Below are 19,074 nucleotides of genomic sequence, written 5' to 3'. Positions count from 1 at the left end.
ACAGGAGTGGGTGTAGCCGCTGCCGCGGCGTTCTCAAGGCCCAGGCAGATTTATCAGCCCAACGACGTGCCCAGGCGCCAGTAGCCCATCAGGGTCAGGTTACGGCGTTCCTGGCCGCGTTCGTTGATCAGGTGGCGGCGGATGCTCATCACCGTGGCGGACTCGCCGGCCACCCAGGCGTAGAAGCTGTTGTCGGCCGGTGTGGCGGTCTCCCAGGGGCGTTGTTCCTCGTCGCCCTCGCGGACCTTGATCGACCGGTGCGCGGTGTGGGGCGGCGGCAGCTCGGCCAGTTCCCGGGCGGCATGGATCAGGGTTTCGCCGTGCTGGGCGCCCAACAGGTCCCGCGGCAGCCAGTTGAGCCGGGTCTGGGGGTTGCAGCGCAAGTCGATGCAGTCGCTTTCGTGGGGCACTTCGATAAACGCCTGCACATCCGGGTAATCCGGATACTCCTGCAGCTCCTCGAGAATCCCGGCAATGGCCGGCAGGGCGGTTTCATCGCCCATCAGCAGCACTTTGCGGATATCTGCCGGCGGCATCCATTCATAACCGCCGGGATCGCCGCTGTAGGCCTTGTTCGGTACCACCATCTGCAGGCGGTCGCCGGGCCGGGCGTGGGTGGCCCAGCTGGACGCGGGGCCGTTGACCCCGTGCAGCACGAAGTCCACATCCAGCTCCGCCGGTAGCAGGCGCAGGGCGCGGATAGTGTAGGTGCGCATCGGCGGCTGCTGCTCGGCCGGCAGCTTGCGCCGGGAGGCGTGCCAGTCACCTTCCACCGGCAGTTGCGGGACGCTGCCGTCGGCGCCGGGGAACAGCAGCTTGATGCGCTGGTCCGGGGCCAGGGTGCGGGCCTGGGCGATGTCCTCGCCGGCGAACACCAGGCGCACCAGGGACGGGCTGAGGACGATGCGCCGCTTGAGCTCGACGTTGATCACCCGGTAGCCCTTGGGTCTGGGCCGGTCGATGCCCGTCAGTTTGCGCAAGCCTTGGGTGAGGATGTCGGTCAGCGATTGAGCGGAGGACATGGGCGGGTACCTGTTGCAAGGGGGGATAAGCAAGGAACGAAGGGGGGTGGGTCCGATTTACCGTCGGGGCCGCTGGTCGGCCTGTCCTGCGCGGCCCTGGGGTTGGCGGCCGGCGTGGCGCGCGGGGTTAATTTTCCCGGGCCTTCATCCGTTCCGTAGGGATGACCGAGCCAATGCTCGATACCCCACACGCAAGTACGGATGACCCCCGATGAATGCCGAAGACTCCTTGAAGCTCGCCCGTAGATTCATTGAACTGCCGCTGGAAAAGCGCCGGCTGTTCTTGAAGGCTCTGGACAAGGAAGGCGTCGACTTCTCTCTGCTGCCTATTCCCGCGGGGGTCGCAGTGCCTGACCGCCAGGTGTTGTCCTACGCGCAGCAGCGCATGTGGTTTCTCTGGCAGCTGGACCCGCAGAGCGCGGCCTACAACCTGCCCAACGCGGTACGCCTGAGCGGGCCGCTGGATCGGGCGGTGCTGGCCCGGGCCTTCGACTGGCTGCTGGAGCGCCATGAAAGCCTGCGCACGGTGTTCCGCCTGGAGCAGGACGAGCCGCGGCAGGTCATCCTGACGACCCAGGTGAACATCGATTACCAGGACCTGAGCGACCTTGACCCTGCGCTGCGCGAAGCCAGCGTACGGCAGCGGGCCGACGCCGAGGCGCGCCGGCCCTTCGATCTGCAGCAGGGGCCGCTGTTGCGGGGCTGTGTGCTGGGATTGGGGGAGCAGGAGCACGTCATGCTGCTGACCTTGCACCATATCGTCGCCGACGGCTGGTCCATGGGCGTGCTGATCGAGGAGTTCCTGCAAGCCTACGACGCGCTGCTCCAGGGCGCGGCGCCGAGTGCGCCGGCCCTGCCGATCCAGTACCGCGACTACGCCCTGTGGCAGCGCAGCTGGCTGGAGGCGGGGGAGCAGGAGCGGCAGCTGGCGTACTGGCGGGCCAAGCTCGGGGACGAGCATCCGGTGCTCAGGCTGCCCACCGATCATCCGCGCCAGGCCCATTCCAGCCGCCAGGGGCGGCGCCTGGACTTCGAACTGGCGCCGGATTTGGCCCAGCAACTGGGCGCCCTGGCGCGACAGCAGGGGGTGACTCTGTTCGCCGTACTGCTGGCAGGTTTCAAGCTGCTGCTGGCGCGCTACAGCGGCCAGCAGGATATCCGCGTGGGCGTGCCTATCGCCAACCGCACGCGCCAGGAAGCCGAAGGGCTGATCGGCTTCTTCGTCAACACCCAGGTGCTGCGCAGCGAGTTGAGCCCGCACTTGACGGTGGAGCAACTGCTGGCGGATATCCGCGAGACCACCCTGGGCGCGCAGGCCCACCAGGAGCTGCCTTTCGAGCGGCTGGTGGAGGCCCTGCAACTCGAGCGCAGCCTGAGCCACAGCCCGCTGTTCCAGGTGCTCTACAACCACCAGCCGCAGGTCACCGAGCTGACCACCCTGCGCAGCCGCTCCGGTCTTGAGGTGCAGGCCCTGGCGCGCAACGAGCGCACGGTGCAGTTCGACCTGACCCTGGACACCTTCGAGCGCGGTGGCCGGCTGCAGGCCGCCTTCACCTACGACTGCCAGCTGTTCGAGGAACAGACCGTCGAGCGCATGGCCGGCCACTGGCAGAACCTGCTGTGGGCGATGGTGCGTGAGCCGCGGTCGGCGATCGCCGAACTGCCGCTGCTCAGCCCCGAGCAACGCCAGGCCACCCTGGCCCAGGGCGTCGGTGCGCATGAGGCGTTCGCCGCCGTTTCGGTGCTCGAGCTGTTCGCCGAGCAGGTGCGCGTACGGCCCGAGGCCCCGGCCCTGGTGTTCGGCGAGCAATGCCTGAGTTACCGCCAGCTGGATCAGCGCGCCGCGCGCCTGGCGGCGGCCCTGGTACTGCGTGGCGTGGGGCCCGAGGTGCTGGTGGGGATCGCCGTGGAGCGCTCCCTGGAGATGGTGGTGGGCTTGCTGGCGGTGCTCAAGGCCGGCGGTGCCTATGTGCCGCTGGATGTCCAGTATCCCGAGCAACGCTTGCGCTACATGCTGCAAGACAGCGGCGTTACCCTGCTGCTGAGCGAAACCGCGGTGCAGGCGCGACTGCCGCTGGCGGCCGGGGTCAGCGTGTTGTTGCTGGACCAGCCGGACAGCTGGGCGCCGGCCACCGGCTCGCAGGTACCACTGCCGCGGGTCGAGGCCGGGCACCTGGCCTATTCGATCTACACCTCCGGTTCCACCGGGGCCTCCAAGGGCGTCACCATCACCCACGCAGCCCTGGCCAACTACGTGCAGGCGATCCTGGCGCGCCTGCCGCTGGGGGCCGCGCGCAACATGGCGGTGGTCTCCACCATTGCCGCCGACCTGGGGCATACCACGCTATTTGGCGCCCTGTGCTCCGGCAGTTGCCTGCATGTGATCGACCTGGATACCGGCCTGGACGCCGAGGCCTTTTCGGCCTACCTGGACGCCCGGCAAATCGATGTGCTGAAGATTGTCCCTTCGCATTTGCAGGCGCTGATGAGCGGCGCGGAGCCGGCCCGTTCCCTGCCAAGGCAGTGCCTGGTGCTGGGCGGCGAAGCCTGCCCGGCGGCGCTGGTCAGAAAGATCGCGGCCCTGGCGCCGCAGTGCGCGGTGTTCAACCACTACGGCCCGACGGAAACCACGGTCGGCGCCCTGACCCTGGCCGCCGCTGCCGTGGATCAGGCCCTGGCGGTGGTGCCCCTGGGCCAGCCGCTGGCCAACGTTCGCGCCCGAGTGCTGGATGCCTCGTTGCAGCCCGTGGCGCCTGGCACCCCGGCCGAGTTGTACCTGGGGGGCGCCGGCCTGGCGCGGGGCTACCACCGCCGGCCGGCCTTGACCGCCGAGCGTTTCGTTCCCGACCCTTTCAGCGCCGACGGGCAGCGGCTGTACCGCACCGGTGACCTGGCGCGCTACCTCGATGGCGGGGTCATCGATTACCTGGGGCGCATCGATCACCAGGTGAAGATTCGCGGCTACCGCATCGAGCTGGGGGAAATCACCGCGGCGCTCAAGCAGTTGCCGCAGGTCGAGGATGCCGTGGCCCAGGTGGTCAGCGTGGCGGATGAGCCGCAAGTGGCGGCTTATGTGGTGCTGGCCAAAGCCAGTGTCCAGGAGCCGGAAGCGGCCTGGCAGGAGATTCGCCGGCAGCTGGCGGTGGCGTTGCCCGACTACATGCTGCCGATGCATTTCATGGCTCTGGAAGGCATGCCGTTGACCGCCAACGGCAAGCTCGACCTGCGGGCCTTGCCACCGTTGCAGCAGCAGGCGCCGGTGGCGGCGCATGTCGCGCCGGTCAGCGAGCTGCAGCGGGGTATCGCGGCGATCTGGCAGGACGTGCTCAAGGTCGAGCGGGTGGGCCTGAGCGACAACTTCTTCGCCCTGGGCGGGCATTCGTTGCTGGCCACCCAGATCATTTCCCGGGTCCGCCGGCTGCTGGCGGCGGAGGTGCCGCTGCGGGTGCTGTTCGAGACCGCGCGCCTGGATGAGTTCGTCGAGCAGGTGCAGGCTTGCGCCGGCACGGGTTCGTTGTCGTTGATCGAGGCGCTAGGGCGCGACGAGCCATTGCCGGCGTCCCATGCCCAGCAGCGGCAGTGGCTGTTCTGGCAGATGCATCCCCAGAGCACCGCCTACCACACGCCGATCGTGGTCCGGCTCCAGGGGGCGCTGGACCGGCAGGCGCTGCAGCACAGCTTCGACGCCCTGGCCCGACGCCATGAAGCCTTCCGCACCACCTTTACCCAGCACCGGGACAGCCTGTGCCAGGTAGTGCACCCCCAGGGTGAAATTACCCTGGCCTGGGAACGCCTGGCCCCGGGACTGTCCCGCGAGGCGGTCGAGGCCAGGGCCCTGGAAGAAACCCAGGTGCTGTTCGACCTGGAGCACGGCCCCCTGTGCCGGGCCCGGGTGCTGCAGATCGCCGAGCAGGACTGCCTGCTGGTGGTGACCCTGCACCACATCATTTCCGATGGCGCCTCCATGAGTGTGCTGGCCCGGGAATTCGTCGCCCTCTACCGGGGGTTCATCCAGGGGCAGGCGCCGCGGTTCGATGAACTGAGCGTGCAGTACGCCGACTACGCCAGCTGGCACCGGGCCTGGCTCGAGCAGGGCGAGCAGCAGCGGCAACTGGATTACTGGCGCGAGCAGCTGGGGCTGGAGCACCCGGTGCTGGAACTGCCGGTGGACCATCCGCGCCAGGCCCTGGTGAGCCATCGCCAGGAGCGCCTGGGTTTGCGCCTGCCGCTGGACCTGGAGCAGGGCCTGCGGCGCCTGGCGCGCGAGCATGACATGACCCTGTTCCAGCTGTTCCTCGGCTCGTTCGCCCTGTTGCTGCACCGCTATTGCGATCAGCCCGATATCCGTATCGGCGTGCCGGTCAGCAACCGTCGGCACCAGGAAATGGAAGGCGTGATGGGCTTCTTCGTCAACACCCTGGTGATGCGCGTCGACCTGGCGCCGAACCTGGCGGTGGGGCAGTTGCTGCGTCAGGTCAAGGCCACGGCCCTGGCTGCCCAGGCCCATCAGGACCTGCCGTTCGATCGCCTGGTGGATGCGCTCAAGCCCCAGCGCGCGCTGGACCAGAACCCGCTGTTCCAGGTGATGTACAACCACCTGAGCATTGCCGGGGAAAGCGCCGACGGCGCCAGCCTGCCGGGCCTGCACGCCGAGGAAATGGTCCTGCAGGGCGGTACCGCGCAATTCGACCTGACCCTGGAAACCCTGGAAACCGACGCCGGGATCAACGCGTCGTTCATCTATGCCGCTGAGTTGTTCGAGGTGTCGACCATCGAGGGTTTTGCCGATCACTGGCGCAACCTGCTGCAAGGCATGCTCGAACCGCAACAGGCGATTGGCGAATTGCCGATGCTGGGCCGGGAGGAGCAGGGGCGGATTCGCCAGGACTGGGATCACACTGATGCGGTCTATCCGACCCAGCGTTTTGTCCACCAGCTGTTCGCCGACCAGGCGGCCAGGGCCCCGGAGGCGCCGGCGGTGTTGTTCGCCGAGCAGCGCCTGAGCTATCGCGAGCTGGACATTCAGGCCAACCAGCTGGCGCACAAGCTGATCGAGCTGGGCGTCGGCCCGGAAGTGCGGGTGGCCATCGCCATGCCGCGTTGCGCGGAAATCATGGTGGCCTTCCTGGCGGTGCTCAAGGCCGGTGGGGTTTATGTGCCACTGGATATCGAATACCCCCAGGATCGCCTGCGCTACATGATGCAGGACAGTGGTGCGTGGCTGCTGTTGACCCAGAGCCATCTGCTGGACCGCTTGCCGATCCCCGACGGTTTGCCGACCCTCAGCGTCGAAGGCGCGGCTGACTTCGCGGCTTACCCGGTGACCAGCCCGGAGGTGACCCTGGCCGAGGAAAACCTGGCCTACGTGATCTACACCTCCGGCTCCACCGGCTTGCCCAAGGGTGTGGCGGTGTCCCATGGTCCGTTGGCCATGCACAGCCTGGCTACCGGCGAACGCTATGAAATGAGCCCGGCGGATTGCGAGCTGCACTTTATGTCCTTCGCCTTCGACGGTTCCCATGAAGGCTGGATGCACCCGCTGATCTACGGTGCCAGCGTATTGATCCGCGACGACAGCCTATGGTCGCCGGAATTCACCTACGAACAGATGCACCGTTATGGCGTCACCGTGGGCGTATTCCCGCCGGTGTACCTGCAACAACTGGCGGTGCACGCCGAACGCGACGGCAACCCGCCGGCGGTGCGGGTCTATTGCTTCGGCGGCGATGCGGTGCCGCAGGCCAGCTACGACCTGGCCTGGCGCGTGCTGCGGCCGAAGTACATTTTCAATGGTTATGGCCCAACCGAGACGGTGGTCACGCCGTTGATCTGGAAGGCCCGTGCCGGCGATCCGTGCGATGCGGCCTATGCGCCTATCGGCAATATCGTCGGCAATCGCAGCGCCTACGTGGCCGATGCCAACCTCAACCTGTTGCCGGTTGGGGTGGCGGGCGAACTGTACCTGGGCGGCCTGGGCGTGGCCCGGGGTTACCTGGATCGGCCAGGGCTGACAGCGGAACGCTTTATTCCCGATCCCTACAGCACCAGCGGGGCGCGGCTGTATCGCAGCGGCGACCTGACCCGCTATCGCACCGACGGTCTGGTGGAATATGTCGGCCGTGTCGACCATCAGGTCAAGGTGCGTGGCTTCCGTATCGAGCTGGGTGAAATCGAAGCCCGACTGTTGGAACAGGAGCCGGTACTGGAAGTGGCGGTGATTGCCCAGCCCGGGCCGAGCGGCCAGCAGCTGGTGGGCTACATCGTGCCGGTGGACGCCGACGTGGCGCACAGCGCCGAACGTCAGGCGCAACTGCGCGAGAGCATCAAGGCGCGCCTGCGGGAAAACCTGCCGGACTATATGGTGCCGACCTACCTGCTGTTCCTCGAAGCACTGCCGCTGACACCGAACGGCAAGCTGGACCGCAAGTCATTGCCCAAGGTCGATGCACAGTTGATGCAGCAGACCTACGTGGCGCCGCAAAACGCGCTGGAGCAGCAGATCGCGGCGATCTGGGCCGATGTGCTGAAGCTGGAGCAGGTGGGCGTCACCGACAACTTCTTCGAGCTGGGCGGCGACTCGATCATCTCGATCCAGGTGGTCAGCCGCGCGCGTCAGGCCGGTATCCGTTTCACCCCGAAAGACCTGTTCCAGCACCAGACGGTGCAGGGGCTGGCCACGGTGGCGGAGCAGGGCGAGGGCGGGTTGCAGATCGACCAGGGCCCGGTGCGTGGCCAGATGGCGCTGCTGCCGATCCAGCAATGGTTCTTCGACACCCCGGTGCCGGAGCGTCAGCACTGGAACCAGTCGGTGCTGCTCAAGCCGCTGAAAGCCCTGAGTGCCAAGGCGCTGGAGCCCGCCTTGCACGCCTTGCTCGAACACCATGACGGCCTGCGCCTGAATTTTGTCGAAGCGGGCGCAGCCTGGAGCGCGACTTATATGCCGTCGGCGCCGGTGACTTCGGCACCGTTGGCCGCGATGCAAGCCGATGCGCTGCTGTGGCTGGTGGACGACGCCACTGAAGATTCGCTGCAAGCCCTGTGCGATACAGCACAACGCAGCCTCAATCTGCAGCAGGGGCCTTTGCTGCGCGCCGTGCTCTTCACTTTGCAGGACGGCAGCCAGCGTCTGCTGCTGGCGATCCATCACCTGGTGGTGGACGGCGTGTCCTGGCGGGTGCTGCTGGAAGACCTGCATCGGGCCCTGGTGCAGCAAGCGGCCGGGCAAGCCATCCGGCTGCCGGCCAAGACCAGCTCGACCCAGGCCTGGGCCGGGCAGTTGCAAGCCTATGCCAGCAGCACGGCGCTGCAGCAGGAGCTGGGTTACTGGCAGGCGCAGTTGCAGGGCGTCGAGTCGGGCATGCCCTGTGACCGGGTAACGGACCGGGTGGCGATCAAGGATGCCCTGGACGTCAGCACCGAGCTGGATCAGGCCTATACCCAGCGCTTGCTGCAGGATGCCCCGGCGGCCTACCGCACCCAGATCAACGACCTGTTGCTGACGGCATTGGCGCGGGTCATCACCCGCTGGACCGGCGAGGCCAACGCCCTGGTGCAACTGGAAGGCCATGGCCGCGAGGAGCTGTTCGACAGCATCGACCTGAGCCGCACTGTGGGTTGGTTCACCAGCGTGTTCCCGGTCAAGCTGACACCGCAGGCGGCCCTGGCCGACTCGATCAAGCAGATCAAGGAACAACTGCGCGCGGTGCCGAACAAAGGCATCGGCTTCGGCGCCCTGCGTTACCTGGGGGATGCCAATGCCCAGGCAACCCTCGCGGCCCTGGCGGTACCGCGCATCACCTTCAACTACCTGGGCCAGTTCGACGCCAGCTTCGACGAGCCGGATGCCTGGTTTGCCCCAAGCGCCGAAGCCAAGGGCGCAGACCAGAGTGCCGAGGCGCCGCTGGGCAACTGGCTAAGCATCAATGGCCAGGTCTATGGTGGTCAGTTGAAGCTGGGCTGGAGCTTCAGCCAGACAATGTTCGAGCGCTCGACCATCCAGCGCCTGGCGGATGACTATGCCGAGGAACTCAAGGCGCTGATCGAGCATTGCAGCCAGCCGCAGCATCGTGGCGTGACGCCGTCGGACTTCCCGCTGGCGGGCCTGAGCCAGCAGCAACTGGATCGCCTGCCGCTGTCCCTGGCCCAGGTCGAGGACCTCTACCCGCTGTCGCCGATGCAGCAGGGCATGCTGTTCCATACCCTGTACGAGCAGCAGGGCGGCGACTACATCAACCAGTTGCGGGTGGATGTGGGCGGGCTCGATCCCGAGCGCTTCCAGCAGGCTTGGCAAGAGGCCATCGACCGTCACGATATCCTGCGCAGCGGTTTCCTCTGGCAGGGCGAGTTGCCGGCGCCGATCCAGGTGGTGCACAAGCGCATCGCCCTGGATTTTGTCGAGCATGACTGGCGTGCCGTGGCATCGGCGGCCGAGGACCTGGACGCCCTGGCCGAGCAGGAGCGCCAGCGCGGTTTCGACCTGGCGGCGGCGCCGTTGCTGCGCCTGACCCTGGTACGGATCGACGACCAGCGTTATCACCTGATCTACACCAACCATCACATCCTCATGGACGGCTGGAGCAACTCGCGGCTGTTGGGCGAAGTGCTGCAACGTTACTCGGGGCAATCGGCGGGGGCGGCGCCTGGCCGCTATCGCGACTACATCGCCTGGTTGCAGCGCCAGGACGCCCAGGTCGGCGAGGCCTTCTGGAAAGAGCAGCTGGCGGCCCTGGACGAGCCGACCCGCTTGGCCCAGGCCATCCACCGCAACGGGTCGAGCACCCTGGACAAAGGCCATGGGGCTTACCAGCAGCAGTTGGACGAGCAGCAGACCCAGCGCTTGAGCGAGTTCGCCCGCCAGCAGAAGGTCACGGTCAACACCCTGGTGCAAGCCGCCTGGCTGTTGTTGCTGCAACGCTACACCGGGCAGGACACGGTGGTGTTCGGCGCCACGGTGTCCGGGCGTCCCGCGGAACTCAAAGGCGTGGAGCAGCAGATCGGCCTGTTTATCAACACCCTGCCGGTGCTGGCCTCGCCGCGTCCGGACATGGCCGCCAGCGCCTGGCTGCAGCTGGTGCAGGAACGCAACCTGGCCCTGCGCGATTTCGAGCACACGCCGTTGTATGACGTGCAGCGCTGGGCCGGCCTGGGGGGCGAAGCCCTGTTCGACAACATCCTGGTGTTCGAGAACTACCCGGTGTCCGAAGCCCTGGCCCAAGGCGCTCCGGCGCAGTTGAGCTTCGGCGTGGCGGCCAACCACGAGCAGACCAACTACCCGTTGACCCTGTCGGTCTACCTGGGGCAGACCCTGGCCTTCGACTACAGCTATGCCCGCGAGCATTTTGCCCAGGCGGACATCCAGCAACTGGCCGGCTACCTGGAGCAACTGCTCATGGGCATGCTGGCGAGCCCGCAGGGCAGCCTCGGCGAGCTGTCGTTGCTTGGCGCCACCGAGCGTCGGCTGATCGACGAGCAGCGCGGCCGGACCCCGGCGCGGGATCTGGCGTCGCAGTCTGTCCATCAGTTGATCGAGGCCCAGGCCCAGCGCACCCCGGATGCCGTGGCACTGCTGTGTGATGGCCAGCAACTGAGCTACGGCCAGTTCAACCAGCGGGCCAACCAGCTGGCGCACAAGCTGATCGAGCAGGGCATCGGTCCGGATGTCCGGGTCGGTATCGCCGTGGAGCGCGGGCTGGACATGATTGTCGGCCTGCTGGCGGTGCTCAAGGCCGGTGGCGCCTACGTGCCGCTGGACCCTGAATACCCCCAGGACCGCCTGCACTACATGATGCAGGACAGCGGCATCCAGCTCTTGCTGACCCAGGCGCCACTGCTTGAACGCTTGAGGGACGGCGTAGCGGTGCCGCACCTGTGCCTGGACTCGCATGAGCACAGCCTGCGCGGCTACCCCCTGGACAATCCGCGCTCGCGGGCCGAGGCCGGCAACCTGGCGTACGTGATGTACACCTCCGGTTCCACCGGGCGGCCCAAGGGCGTGGATATCAGCCACGCTGCCTTGAGCCGGCACGCCCAGGTTTCCCGGGATTATTTCAAGATGACCGCCGAGGACCGCGGGCTGCAGTTCTCCACCTTCAACTTCGACGCCTTCGTCGAGCAGTTGTACCCGGCGCTGATCTGCGGCGCCTCGGTGGTGATCCGTGGCAAGGACCTGTGGGACAGCGAGACCTTCTACCGTGAGCTGATCGGGCAGGGCATCAGCATCGTCGACTTGAGCACCGCCTACTGGTTCATGCTCGGCAAGGATTACGCCAGCCGCGAACCCCGGGACTTCGGGCGCCTGCGCCAGCTCAACCTGGGCGGCGAAGCCATGGCGGCGGAAGGCGTGGCCGCCTGGAAAAAGGCCGGGTTGAAGGACGTTTGCCTGCTCAATACCTACGGGCCCACCGAGGCCACGGTGAGTGTCACCGCCCATGACTGCAGCCGCTACCTGCGGGACGACGCAACCCTGCCGAGCCAGATCCCCCTGGGCAAGGGCCTGCCGGGCCGTTCCATCTACCTGCTGGACAACAGCGGCAACCTGACCCTCAAGGGCGCCACCGGCGAGCTGATGATCGGCGGCGAGCTGCTGGCCCGGGGTTACCACGATCGCCCAGGTCTCACGGCGGAGCGTTTCATCCCCGACCCGTTCAGCCAGGACGGCGGGCGCCTGTATCGCTCCGGTGACCTGGCGCGCTACGACGCCGAGGGCGTGATCGATTACGCCGGGCGTATCGACCATCAGGTGAAGATCCGCGGTTTCCGGATCGAGATGGGCGAGATCGAAGCCCGCCTGCTGGAACTGCCCCAGGTGCGTGAAGCCGTGGTGCTGGCCCAGGAGGCGGCCGGTGGTCCGCAGTTGGTGGCCTATCTGGTCGCCGCCGAGGGCGTGTTGGCGCAGCACTCGGAACAAAACAGCCAGGACGACCAGGCCCGGTTGCGCGACGAGTTGAAAGCGGCGCTCAAGGCAGTGCTGCCGGACTACATGCTGCCGGCGCACCTGCTGTTCCTGGAGACGCTGCCGCTGAGCCCCAACGGCAAGCTGGACCGCAAGGCCCTGCCCAAGGCCGACGCCAGCCTGCTGCAGCAGGCCTATGTCGCGCCGCAGAGCGAGCTGGAACAACAGGTCGCGGCGATCTGGGCCGAGGTGCTCGAAGTCGAGCGAGTGGGCATGAACGATAACTTCTTTGAATCAGGTGGGCATTCCTTGTTGGTAACCGCGATGGTCTCTCGAGTCCAGCTCAAGCTTGGGCGTCAAGTCAGTGTGCAGATGGCGTTCGAATTTCCAACCCTGGGGCTGTTCGTCAGCCAGTTGCAGCAGGCCCCGGGCCAGGCGCAGGGCGCCGACCTGAGTGCGCTCGAGCTGTTGCTCGACGAAATGGAGGCTGTGTAATGGATAACGCCACCGCGCTGAAGATTGTCAAAGGCTTCATCCTGCTGCCGCTGGAGAAGCGCAAGGTCTACCTGCAGAAGATGCTGGAGCAGGGCATTTCCCCGGCCAACCTGCCGATTCCGCAGGTGCGCCTGGGCCAGGCGCGCCTGCCGCTTTCCTATGCCCAGCAACGCCAGTGGTTTCTCTGGCAACTGGCGCCAGACAGCACCGCCTATCACATCCCGAAGGCCCTGCGCCTGCGTGGCCGGCTGGACGTAGAGGCCTTGCAGCGCAGCTTCGACACACTGATTGCCCGCCATGAAAGCCTGCGCACGCATTTCGTCGAGGACGCCGACGCGGCGGTGCAAATGGTGCTGCCCGAGGTGCGCCTGGAAATCGCCCGCCAGTCGTTGCCGGCCATGGCCGATGAATGTGAGATCGACACCGCGGTGCAGGGCTTCGTGCAGGCCCAGACCCGGCAGTTGTTCGATCTGTTGCAAGGGCCTCTGCTCAGGGTCGGCTTGTTGCGGGTGGCCGAGGATGACCATGTGCTGGTCCTGACCCAGCACCATATCGTTTCCGATGGCTGGTCGATGCAGGTCATGGTGGATGAGCTGATGAGCCTCTACATCGGCTACAGCCAGGGGCAACAGCCCCAGCTGCCGCCGCTGCCGATCCACTACGCCGACTACGCCATCTGGCAGCGCAACTGGATGGAAGCCGGTGAGAAGGAGCGGCAACTGGCCTACTGGACCGCCCAGCTGGGGGGCGAGCAGCCCCTGCTGGAACTGCCGCTGGACCGTCCGCGCCCGGCCGTCCAGAGCCATCGCGGCGCGCGCCTGGAGCTGATCCTGGAGCAGCCGTTGAGTGAAGCCCTGGGCAGCCTGGCCCAGCGTGAGGGGGTGACCCTGTTCATGCTGTTGCTGGCCTCGTTCCAGGTTCTACTGCACCGCTACAGCGGCCAGGCGGATATCCGCGTCGGGGTGCCCATCGCCAACCGCAACCGGGTCGAGACCGAGGGCCTGATCGGCTTCTTCGTCAATACCCAGGTGCTCAAGGCCGAGATCGACGGGCAGATGTCCGTAAGCCAACTGTTGCAGCAGGTGCGGCAAACCGCCCTGGCGGCCCAGGCGCATCAGGACCTGCCTTTCGAGCAATTGGTGGAGGCGCTGCAACCGGAGCGCAGCCTGAGCCACAACCCGCTGTTCCAGGTGATGTTCAACCATCAGGTCGAGGCCGCGGCTCCAGCCGGCGCCCTCAACCTGCCGGGCCTGAGCATCGAAGCCCTGGACTCGGCGGGGCAGTCGGCGCAGTTCGACCTGACCCTGGACACCGTGGAGACCCAGGGCCGGATCGCCGCCGCGCTGATCTATGCGACCGATGTATTCGATGCCGCGACCATCGAGCAGATGGCCGGCCACTGGCGCCAGTTGCTGCAGGGCATGGTCCGCCAGCCAGAGCAGCGCATTGGCCTGTTGCCGATGCTCGACGCCGGGGAGCAGGCGCGGATCGTGGCCCAGTGGAATCCGCAGCCGCAGGCATTCCCCTCGACGGCCTGCGTGCACCAGCTGATCGAGGCGCAGGCGGCGCAGGCGCCCGAGGCCATCGCCCTGACGTTCCAGGGGCAGCACCTGGACTACCGGCAGCTCAATGAACGGGCCAACCGCCTGGCGCACAAACTCATCGAGCAGGGCGTGGGGCCCAATGTGTTGGTGGGGCTGGCGGCGGAGCGTGGCCTGGAGATGCTGATCGGCCTGCTGGCGATCCTCAAGGCCGGCGGTGCCTATGTGCCGCTGGACCCGGCCTATCCCCAGGACCGTCTGCAACACATGATGCAGGACAGCGGCATCAGGCTGCTGCTGACCCAGGCGTCTCTGCGGCAGGGGCTGCCGGCATTTGCCGGCAGCACCCTGTTGCTCGAGCAGCCGCTCGAGGACTACGGGGTGCACAACCCCGAGGTCGGGGTGACCCCGCAGGACCTGGCCTATGTGATCTATACCTCCGGCTCCACCGGCAAGCCCAAGGGCACCTTGCAGCCCCATCACAACGTGCTGCGGCTGTTCGCGGCGACCGCCGACTGGTTCCGCTTCGGCCCGCGGGATGTCTGGAGCCTGTTCCATTCCTATGCCTTCGACTTCTCCGTATGGGAGATCTTTGGTGCCCTGATGCATGGCGGGCGCCTGTTGATCGTGCCCCAGGAGGTGGCGCGCTCGGCCCAGGACTTCTACCCGCTGCTCTGCGCCGAAGGGGTCACGGTGCTCAACCAGACGCCGTCGGCCTTCCGCCAGTTGATGCACGTGGCCTGCGCCGCCGAGCAGGGGCATGCGCTGCGCTACATCGTGTTCGGCGGCGAGGCCCTGGAGGTCAATACCCTGCAACCCTGGTTCCAGCGTTTCGGCGACTGCCAGCCGCAGCTGGTGAACATGTACGGCATCACCGAAACCACGGTGCACGTGACCTACCGCCCGCTGTCCCGGGCGGACGTGACGCTGGCGGGGGCCAGCCCGATCGGCGAGCTGATCCCCGACATGTCCTGGTACCTGCTGGACGGCAATCTGCAACCGGTGCCCAAGGGCTGCATCGGTGAGCTGTATGTCGGGCGCGCCGGGCTGGCCTGGGGCTACCTGAACCGCGGCGACCTGAGCGCCGCGCGGTTTGTCCCGGACCCCTTCGGCGAACCTGGCGCGCGCCTGTACCGTACCGGCGACCTGGCGCGTTACCAGGCCGATGGTTCGATCGGCTACATCGGCCGCATCGACCATCAGGTGAAGATCCGCGGTTTCCGCATCGAACTGGGCGAGATCGAAGCACGCCTGCTGGAACTGCCGGCGGTGCGCGAGGCGGTGGTCCTGGCCCAGGAAGGGCCGGACGGTCCGCAACTGGTGGCCTATGTGGTGCCCACCGGCCTGGACTGGCACAGCCAGGACCCGGTTGCCGAGCAACTGCCACTGCGCGACGGCATCAAGGCCGGGCTGCGCGAGCACCTGCCGGGCTACATGGTTCCGGCCCATGTGCTGTTCCTCCAGGCGCTGCCCCTGACCGCCAACGGCAAGCTCAATCGCGCTGCCTTGCCGGCCATTGACGGCAGCCTGTTACAGCAGGTCCATGTGGCCCCGCGCAGCGAGCGCGAACAGCAAGTGGCCGGGATCTGGGCCCAGGTGCTGAAACTGGAAAAGGTCGGCTTGAGCGATAACTTCTTCGAGCTCGGTGGCCATTCGCTGCTGGCCACTCAGGTGATGTCCCGCATCCGTCAGGAGCTGGGCATCGAGGCACCGCTCAAGCTGTTGTTCGAAGGCGAGTCGCTGGAAGATTTCGTCCGCCTGATTGGGCCGGAAACTGCCCAGCCCCTCCAGCCGATTCCCCTGGTGGATCGCCAGCAGCCCCTGGCGGTCTCCTATGCCCAGGAACGCCAGTGGTTCCTCTGGCAACTGGATGCCGACAGCAGCGCCTACCACATCCCCATGGCCTTGCGCCTGCGCGGTGCCCTGGATGATGCGGCGTTGCAGAGCAGCTTCGATGCCCTGATCGCTCGCCATGAAACCCTGCGCACACGCTTTGTCGAGGGCTCCCAGGGCCTGACCCAGGTGATCGAGGCCCAGGCCCGCTTGCGGATCGAGCGACAGGATCTGTCGCTGCTGGTGCAAGCCGGCAACGCCGAGCAATTGATCCAGCAGGTGATCGAGGCCCAGGTACGCCAGGCCTTCGACCTGCGCCAGGGGCCTTTGCTGCGGGCCACCCTGGTACGTCTGGCGGCGGACGAGCATGTGCTGGTGCTGGTGCAGCACCATATCGTCTCCGATGGCTGGTCGATGCAACTGATGGTCGAGGAGCTGATCCAGCTGTATGGCGCCCATGCCCAGGGGCAGCCGGCACAGCTGCCGGCGCTGGCGCTGCAGTACGCGGACTACGCGGCCTGGCAACGGCAATGGATGGACGCCGGCGAGCGTGAACGTCAATTGGGCTACTGGCTGCGGCAACTGGAAGGCGGCACCCAGGTGCTGGACCTGCCACTGGACCATCCCCGTCCGTTGCAGCAAAGCCACCGCGGCGCGCGCCTGGGCATCAGCCTGGACGGCGCGTTGCCGGGCGCCTTGAAACAACTGGCGCAGCGCGAAGGGGTGACCCTGTTCATGCTGTTGCTGGCCTCGTTCCAGGTGCTGCTGCACCGCTACAGCGGCCAAGCGGATATCCGCGTTGGTGTACCCACCGCCAACCGCAACCGGGTCGAGACCGAGCGCCTGATCGGCTTCTTCGTCAACACCCAGGTGCTCAAGGCCGAGGTTGACGGGCAATCGAACTTCAGCGATTTCCTCGCCCAGGTCAAAGGCCGTGCCCTGGAAGCCCAGGAGCACCAGGACCTGCCTTTCGAGCAATTGGTGGAGGCCCTGAACCCGGAACGCAGCCTGAGCTACAGCCCGCTGTTCCAGGTGCTGTTCAACCACCAGGCCGCTGCCCGTCAGGGCGCCCGGGGCCTGGTGGTGCCCGGCTTGCAGGTGGAGATGCTCAGTGGCGAGGAGAGCAGTACCCAGTTCGACCTGAGCCTGGATACCTTCGAGTCCGAGGACGGCCTCTGGGCGTCCATGACCTACGCCACCGACCTGTTCGAACCTTCGACCATCGAGCGCCTGGCCCAATCCTGGGTGCAGTTGCTGCAGGGCATTGTCGAGCAGCCGCGCCAGCGCCTGGGGGACCTGCCGCTGCTAGCGGCCTCCGAGCAGAACCAGCTGCTGCACGAGTGGACCCCGGCGTCTGTCGAGTTCCCGGGCGATCACTGTGTGCATCAGTGGGTCGAGGCCCAGGCGCGGAAAACCCCCGAGGCCGAAGCCCTGCTGTTTGCCGGGCAAAGTCTGAGCTACCGGGAACTCAATGCCCGGGCCAACCGCCTGGCGCACAAGCTGATCGAGTTGGGTGTCGGGCCGGAAGTGCGGGTCGGCGTGGCCATGCAGCGCACCCCGGAAATGGTCGTGGCCCTATTGGCGGTGCTCAAGGCCGGTGGCGCCTATGTGCCGCTGGACCCGGATTATCCGCAGGACCGCCTGGCTCATATGCTGCGCGACAGCCAGGCGCAGATCCTCCTGACCGAGAGCGCGTTGCTGTCGCTGCTGCCTGCGGTGGAGTCTTTGCAGACCCTGCAACTGGATGCCCAGCCGGGCTGGCTGGACGCTTATTCACTAGAAAACCCGGCGCCGCGAGCGACCGCGGACAACCTGTCCTATGTGATCTACACCTCGGGCTCCACGGGCTTACCCAAGGGCGTGGCAATTGCCCATCGCAACGTGCTGGCGCTGATCGACTGGTCCAGCCGGGTGTATTCGGCCGACGACTTGCAAGGGGTGCTGGCCTCGACCTCGATCTGCTTCGACCTGTCGGTGTGGGAGCTGTTCGTGACCCTGTCCAGCGGTGGCTCCATCGTCCTGGCGCGTAACGCCCTGGAACTGCCGGAACTGGCGGACCGCGACCGGGTGCGGCTGATCAACACCGTGCCGTCGGCGATTGCCGCGTTGCAGCGCAGCGGGCAGATTCCGGCCAGTGTGCGGATCATCAACCTGGCGGGCGAGCCGCTGAAACAGGCGCTGGTGGATAGCCTCTACCAGCAGCCGGGTCTGGTGCACGTCTACGACCTGTACGGCCCTTCGGAAGACACCACCTACTCGACCTACACCCGGCGCGAGGCCGGCGGCCAGGCCAATATCGGCCGGGCCATCAGCAATACCCAGAGCTATATCGTGAGCCCTGATTTGCAGCCGGTACCGGTGGGCAGCGCCGGCGAACTCTATCTGGCCGGCGCCGGGGTGACCCGCGGCTACCTGGCGCGCCCCGGGCTGACCGCCGAGAAGTTCGTGCCCAATCCATTCTCCAACGACGGCGGCCGCCTGTACCGCACCGGCGACCTGACCCGTTACCGCGCCGATGGGGTGATCGAGTACATCGGCCGCATCGACCATCAGGTGAAGATCCGTGGTTTCCGTATCGAGCTGGGTGAAATCGAAGCGCGTCTGGTGCAGCAGGCGGCGGTGCGCGAGGCCTTCGTCCTGGCCCATGACGGTGAAAACGGCCAGCAACTGGTGGCCTATATCGTGCCGAGCGAAACCACCGAGGCTATCGAAGCGCAGGCCGCGCTCCGGGAAAACATCAAGGCTGCCCTGAAAGAACATCTGCCGGACTACATGGTGCCGACCTATCTGCTGTTCCTCGAAGCGTTGCCGCTGACGCCGAATGGCAAGCTCGACCGCAAGGCCTTGCCCAAGGTCGACGCGCAGTTGATGCAGCAGGTGTATGTGGCGCCGCAGAGCGAGCTGGAGCAGCAGGTCGCGGCGATCTGGGCCGATGTGCTGAAACTGGACCGGGTGGGCCTGAGCGACAACTTCTTCGAATTGGGCGGCCATTCCTTGCTGGTGGCCCAGGTCGTGACCCGGGTCAAGCAGCAGTTCGGGGTGGATATTCCCATCAAGTCGCTGTTCGGCGCGGAGAGCCTGTCGGCCTTTGTCGAGAAGGTTCAGGCCCTGCGGGAAACAACCTCTTCGCTGCAGGATGAATTGGCTAAATCTTTGGAGGCCCTCAAACGTTTATCTCCTGATGATCTTGAAAAAATAATTTCTTAGGAGAGGTAGTACATGCAAGCTTTAATCGACTCGGTAGGCACGCTTTCTGCCAAAGAAAGAAAAGCCCTGGCGATTTTGCTTAAAG

The 19,074-nt window shown here is 66.4% G+C and carries 3 protein-coding genes; 2 read left to right on the top strand and 1 reads right to left on the bottom strand.

Annotation, left to right across the window (positions count from 1 at the left end):
• Positions 1 to 53: 53 nt before the first annotated feature.
• Entirely contained in the window at positions 54 to 1,022 is a 969-nt protein-coding gene (locus J4E58_RS17770) for a siderophore-interacting protein (RefSeq protein ID WP_087091762.1), read from the bottom strand.
• Positions 1,023 to 1,233: 211 nt separating this feature from the next.
• On the opposite strand from J4E58_RS17770, the gene J4E58_RS17765 reads away from it, so the two are divergent.
• Together J4E58_RS17765 and J4E58_RS17760 are read left to right on the top strand one after the other, a co-directional pair.
• The gene (locus J4E58_RS17765) at positions 1,234 to 12,408 is read left to right on the top strand and encodes a non-ribosomal peptide synthetase (RefSeq protein WP_087091761.1); all 11,175 of its coding nucleotides are present in this window, start codon (positions 1,234 to 1,236) and stop codon (positions 12,406 to 12,408) included.
• Positions 12,408 to 18,989 (top strand): non-ribosomal peptide synthetase, encoded by a 6,582-nt coding sequence (locus J4E58_RS17760; RefSeq protein ID WP_087091760.1) that lies wholly within the window; start codon positions 12,408 to 12,410, stop codon positions 18,987 to 18,989. The genes J4E58_RS17765 and J4E58_RS17760 overlap by 1 nt, the downstream gene beginning before the upstream one ends.
• Positions 18,990 to 19,074: the final 85 nt, after the last annotated feature.

Source organism: Pseudomonas sp. FW305-25, assembly GCF_017351415.1.
In the GTDB taxonomy this organism is placed as follows: Bacteria; Pseudomonadota; Gammaproteobacteria; order Pseudomonadales; family Pseudomonadaceae; genus Aquipseudomonas; species Aquipseudomonas chlororaphis.
This window is presented reverse-complemented; position numbering and strand designations above follow the sequence as displayed.

Bases quoted from the DNA above. Each gene is read 5' to 3' on its own strand.
- J4E58_RS17770 (WP_087091762.1), bottom strand. From the start codon at position 1,022: ATGTCCTCCGCTCAATCGCTGACCGACATCCTCACCCAAGGCTTGCGC.
- J4E58_RS17765 (WP_087091761.1), top strand. From the start codon at position 1,234: ATGAATGCCGAAGACTCCTTGAAGCTCGCCCGTAGATTCATTGAACTG.
- J4E58_RS17760 (WP_087091760.1), top strand. From the start codon at position 12,408: ATGGATAACGCCACCGCGCTGAAGATTGTCAAAGGCTTCATCCTGCTG.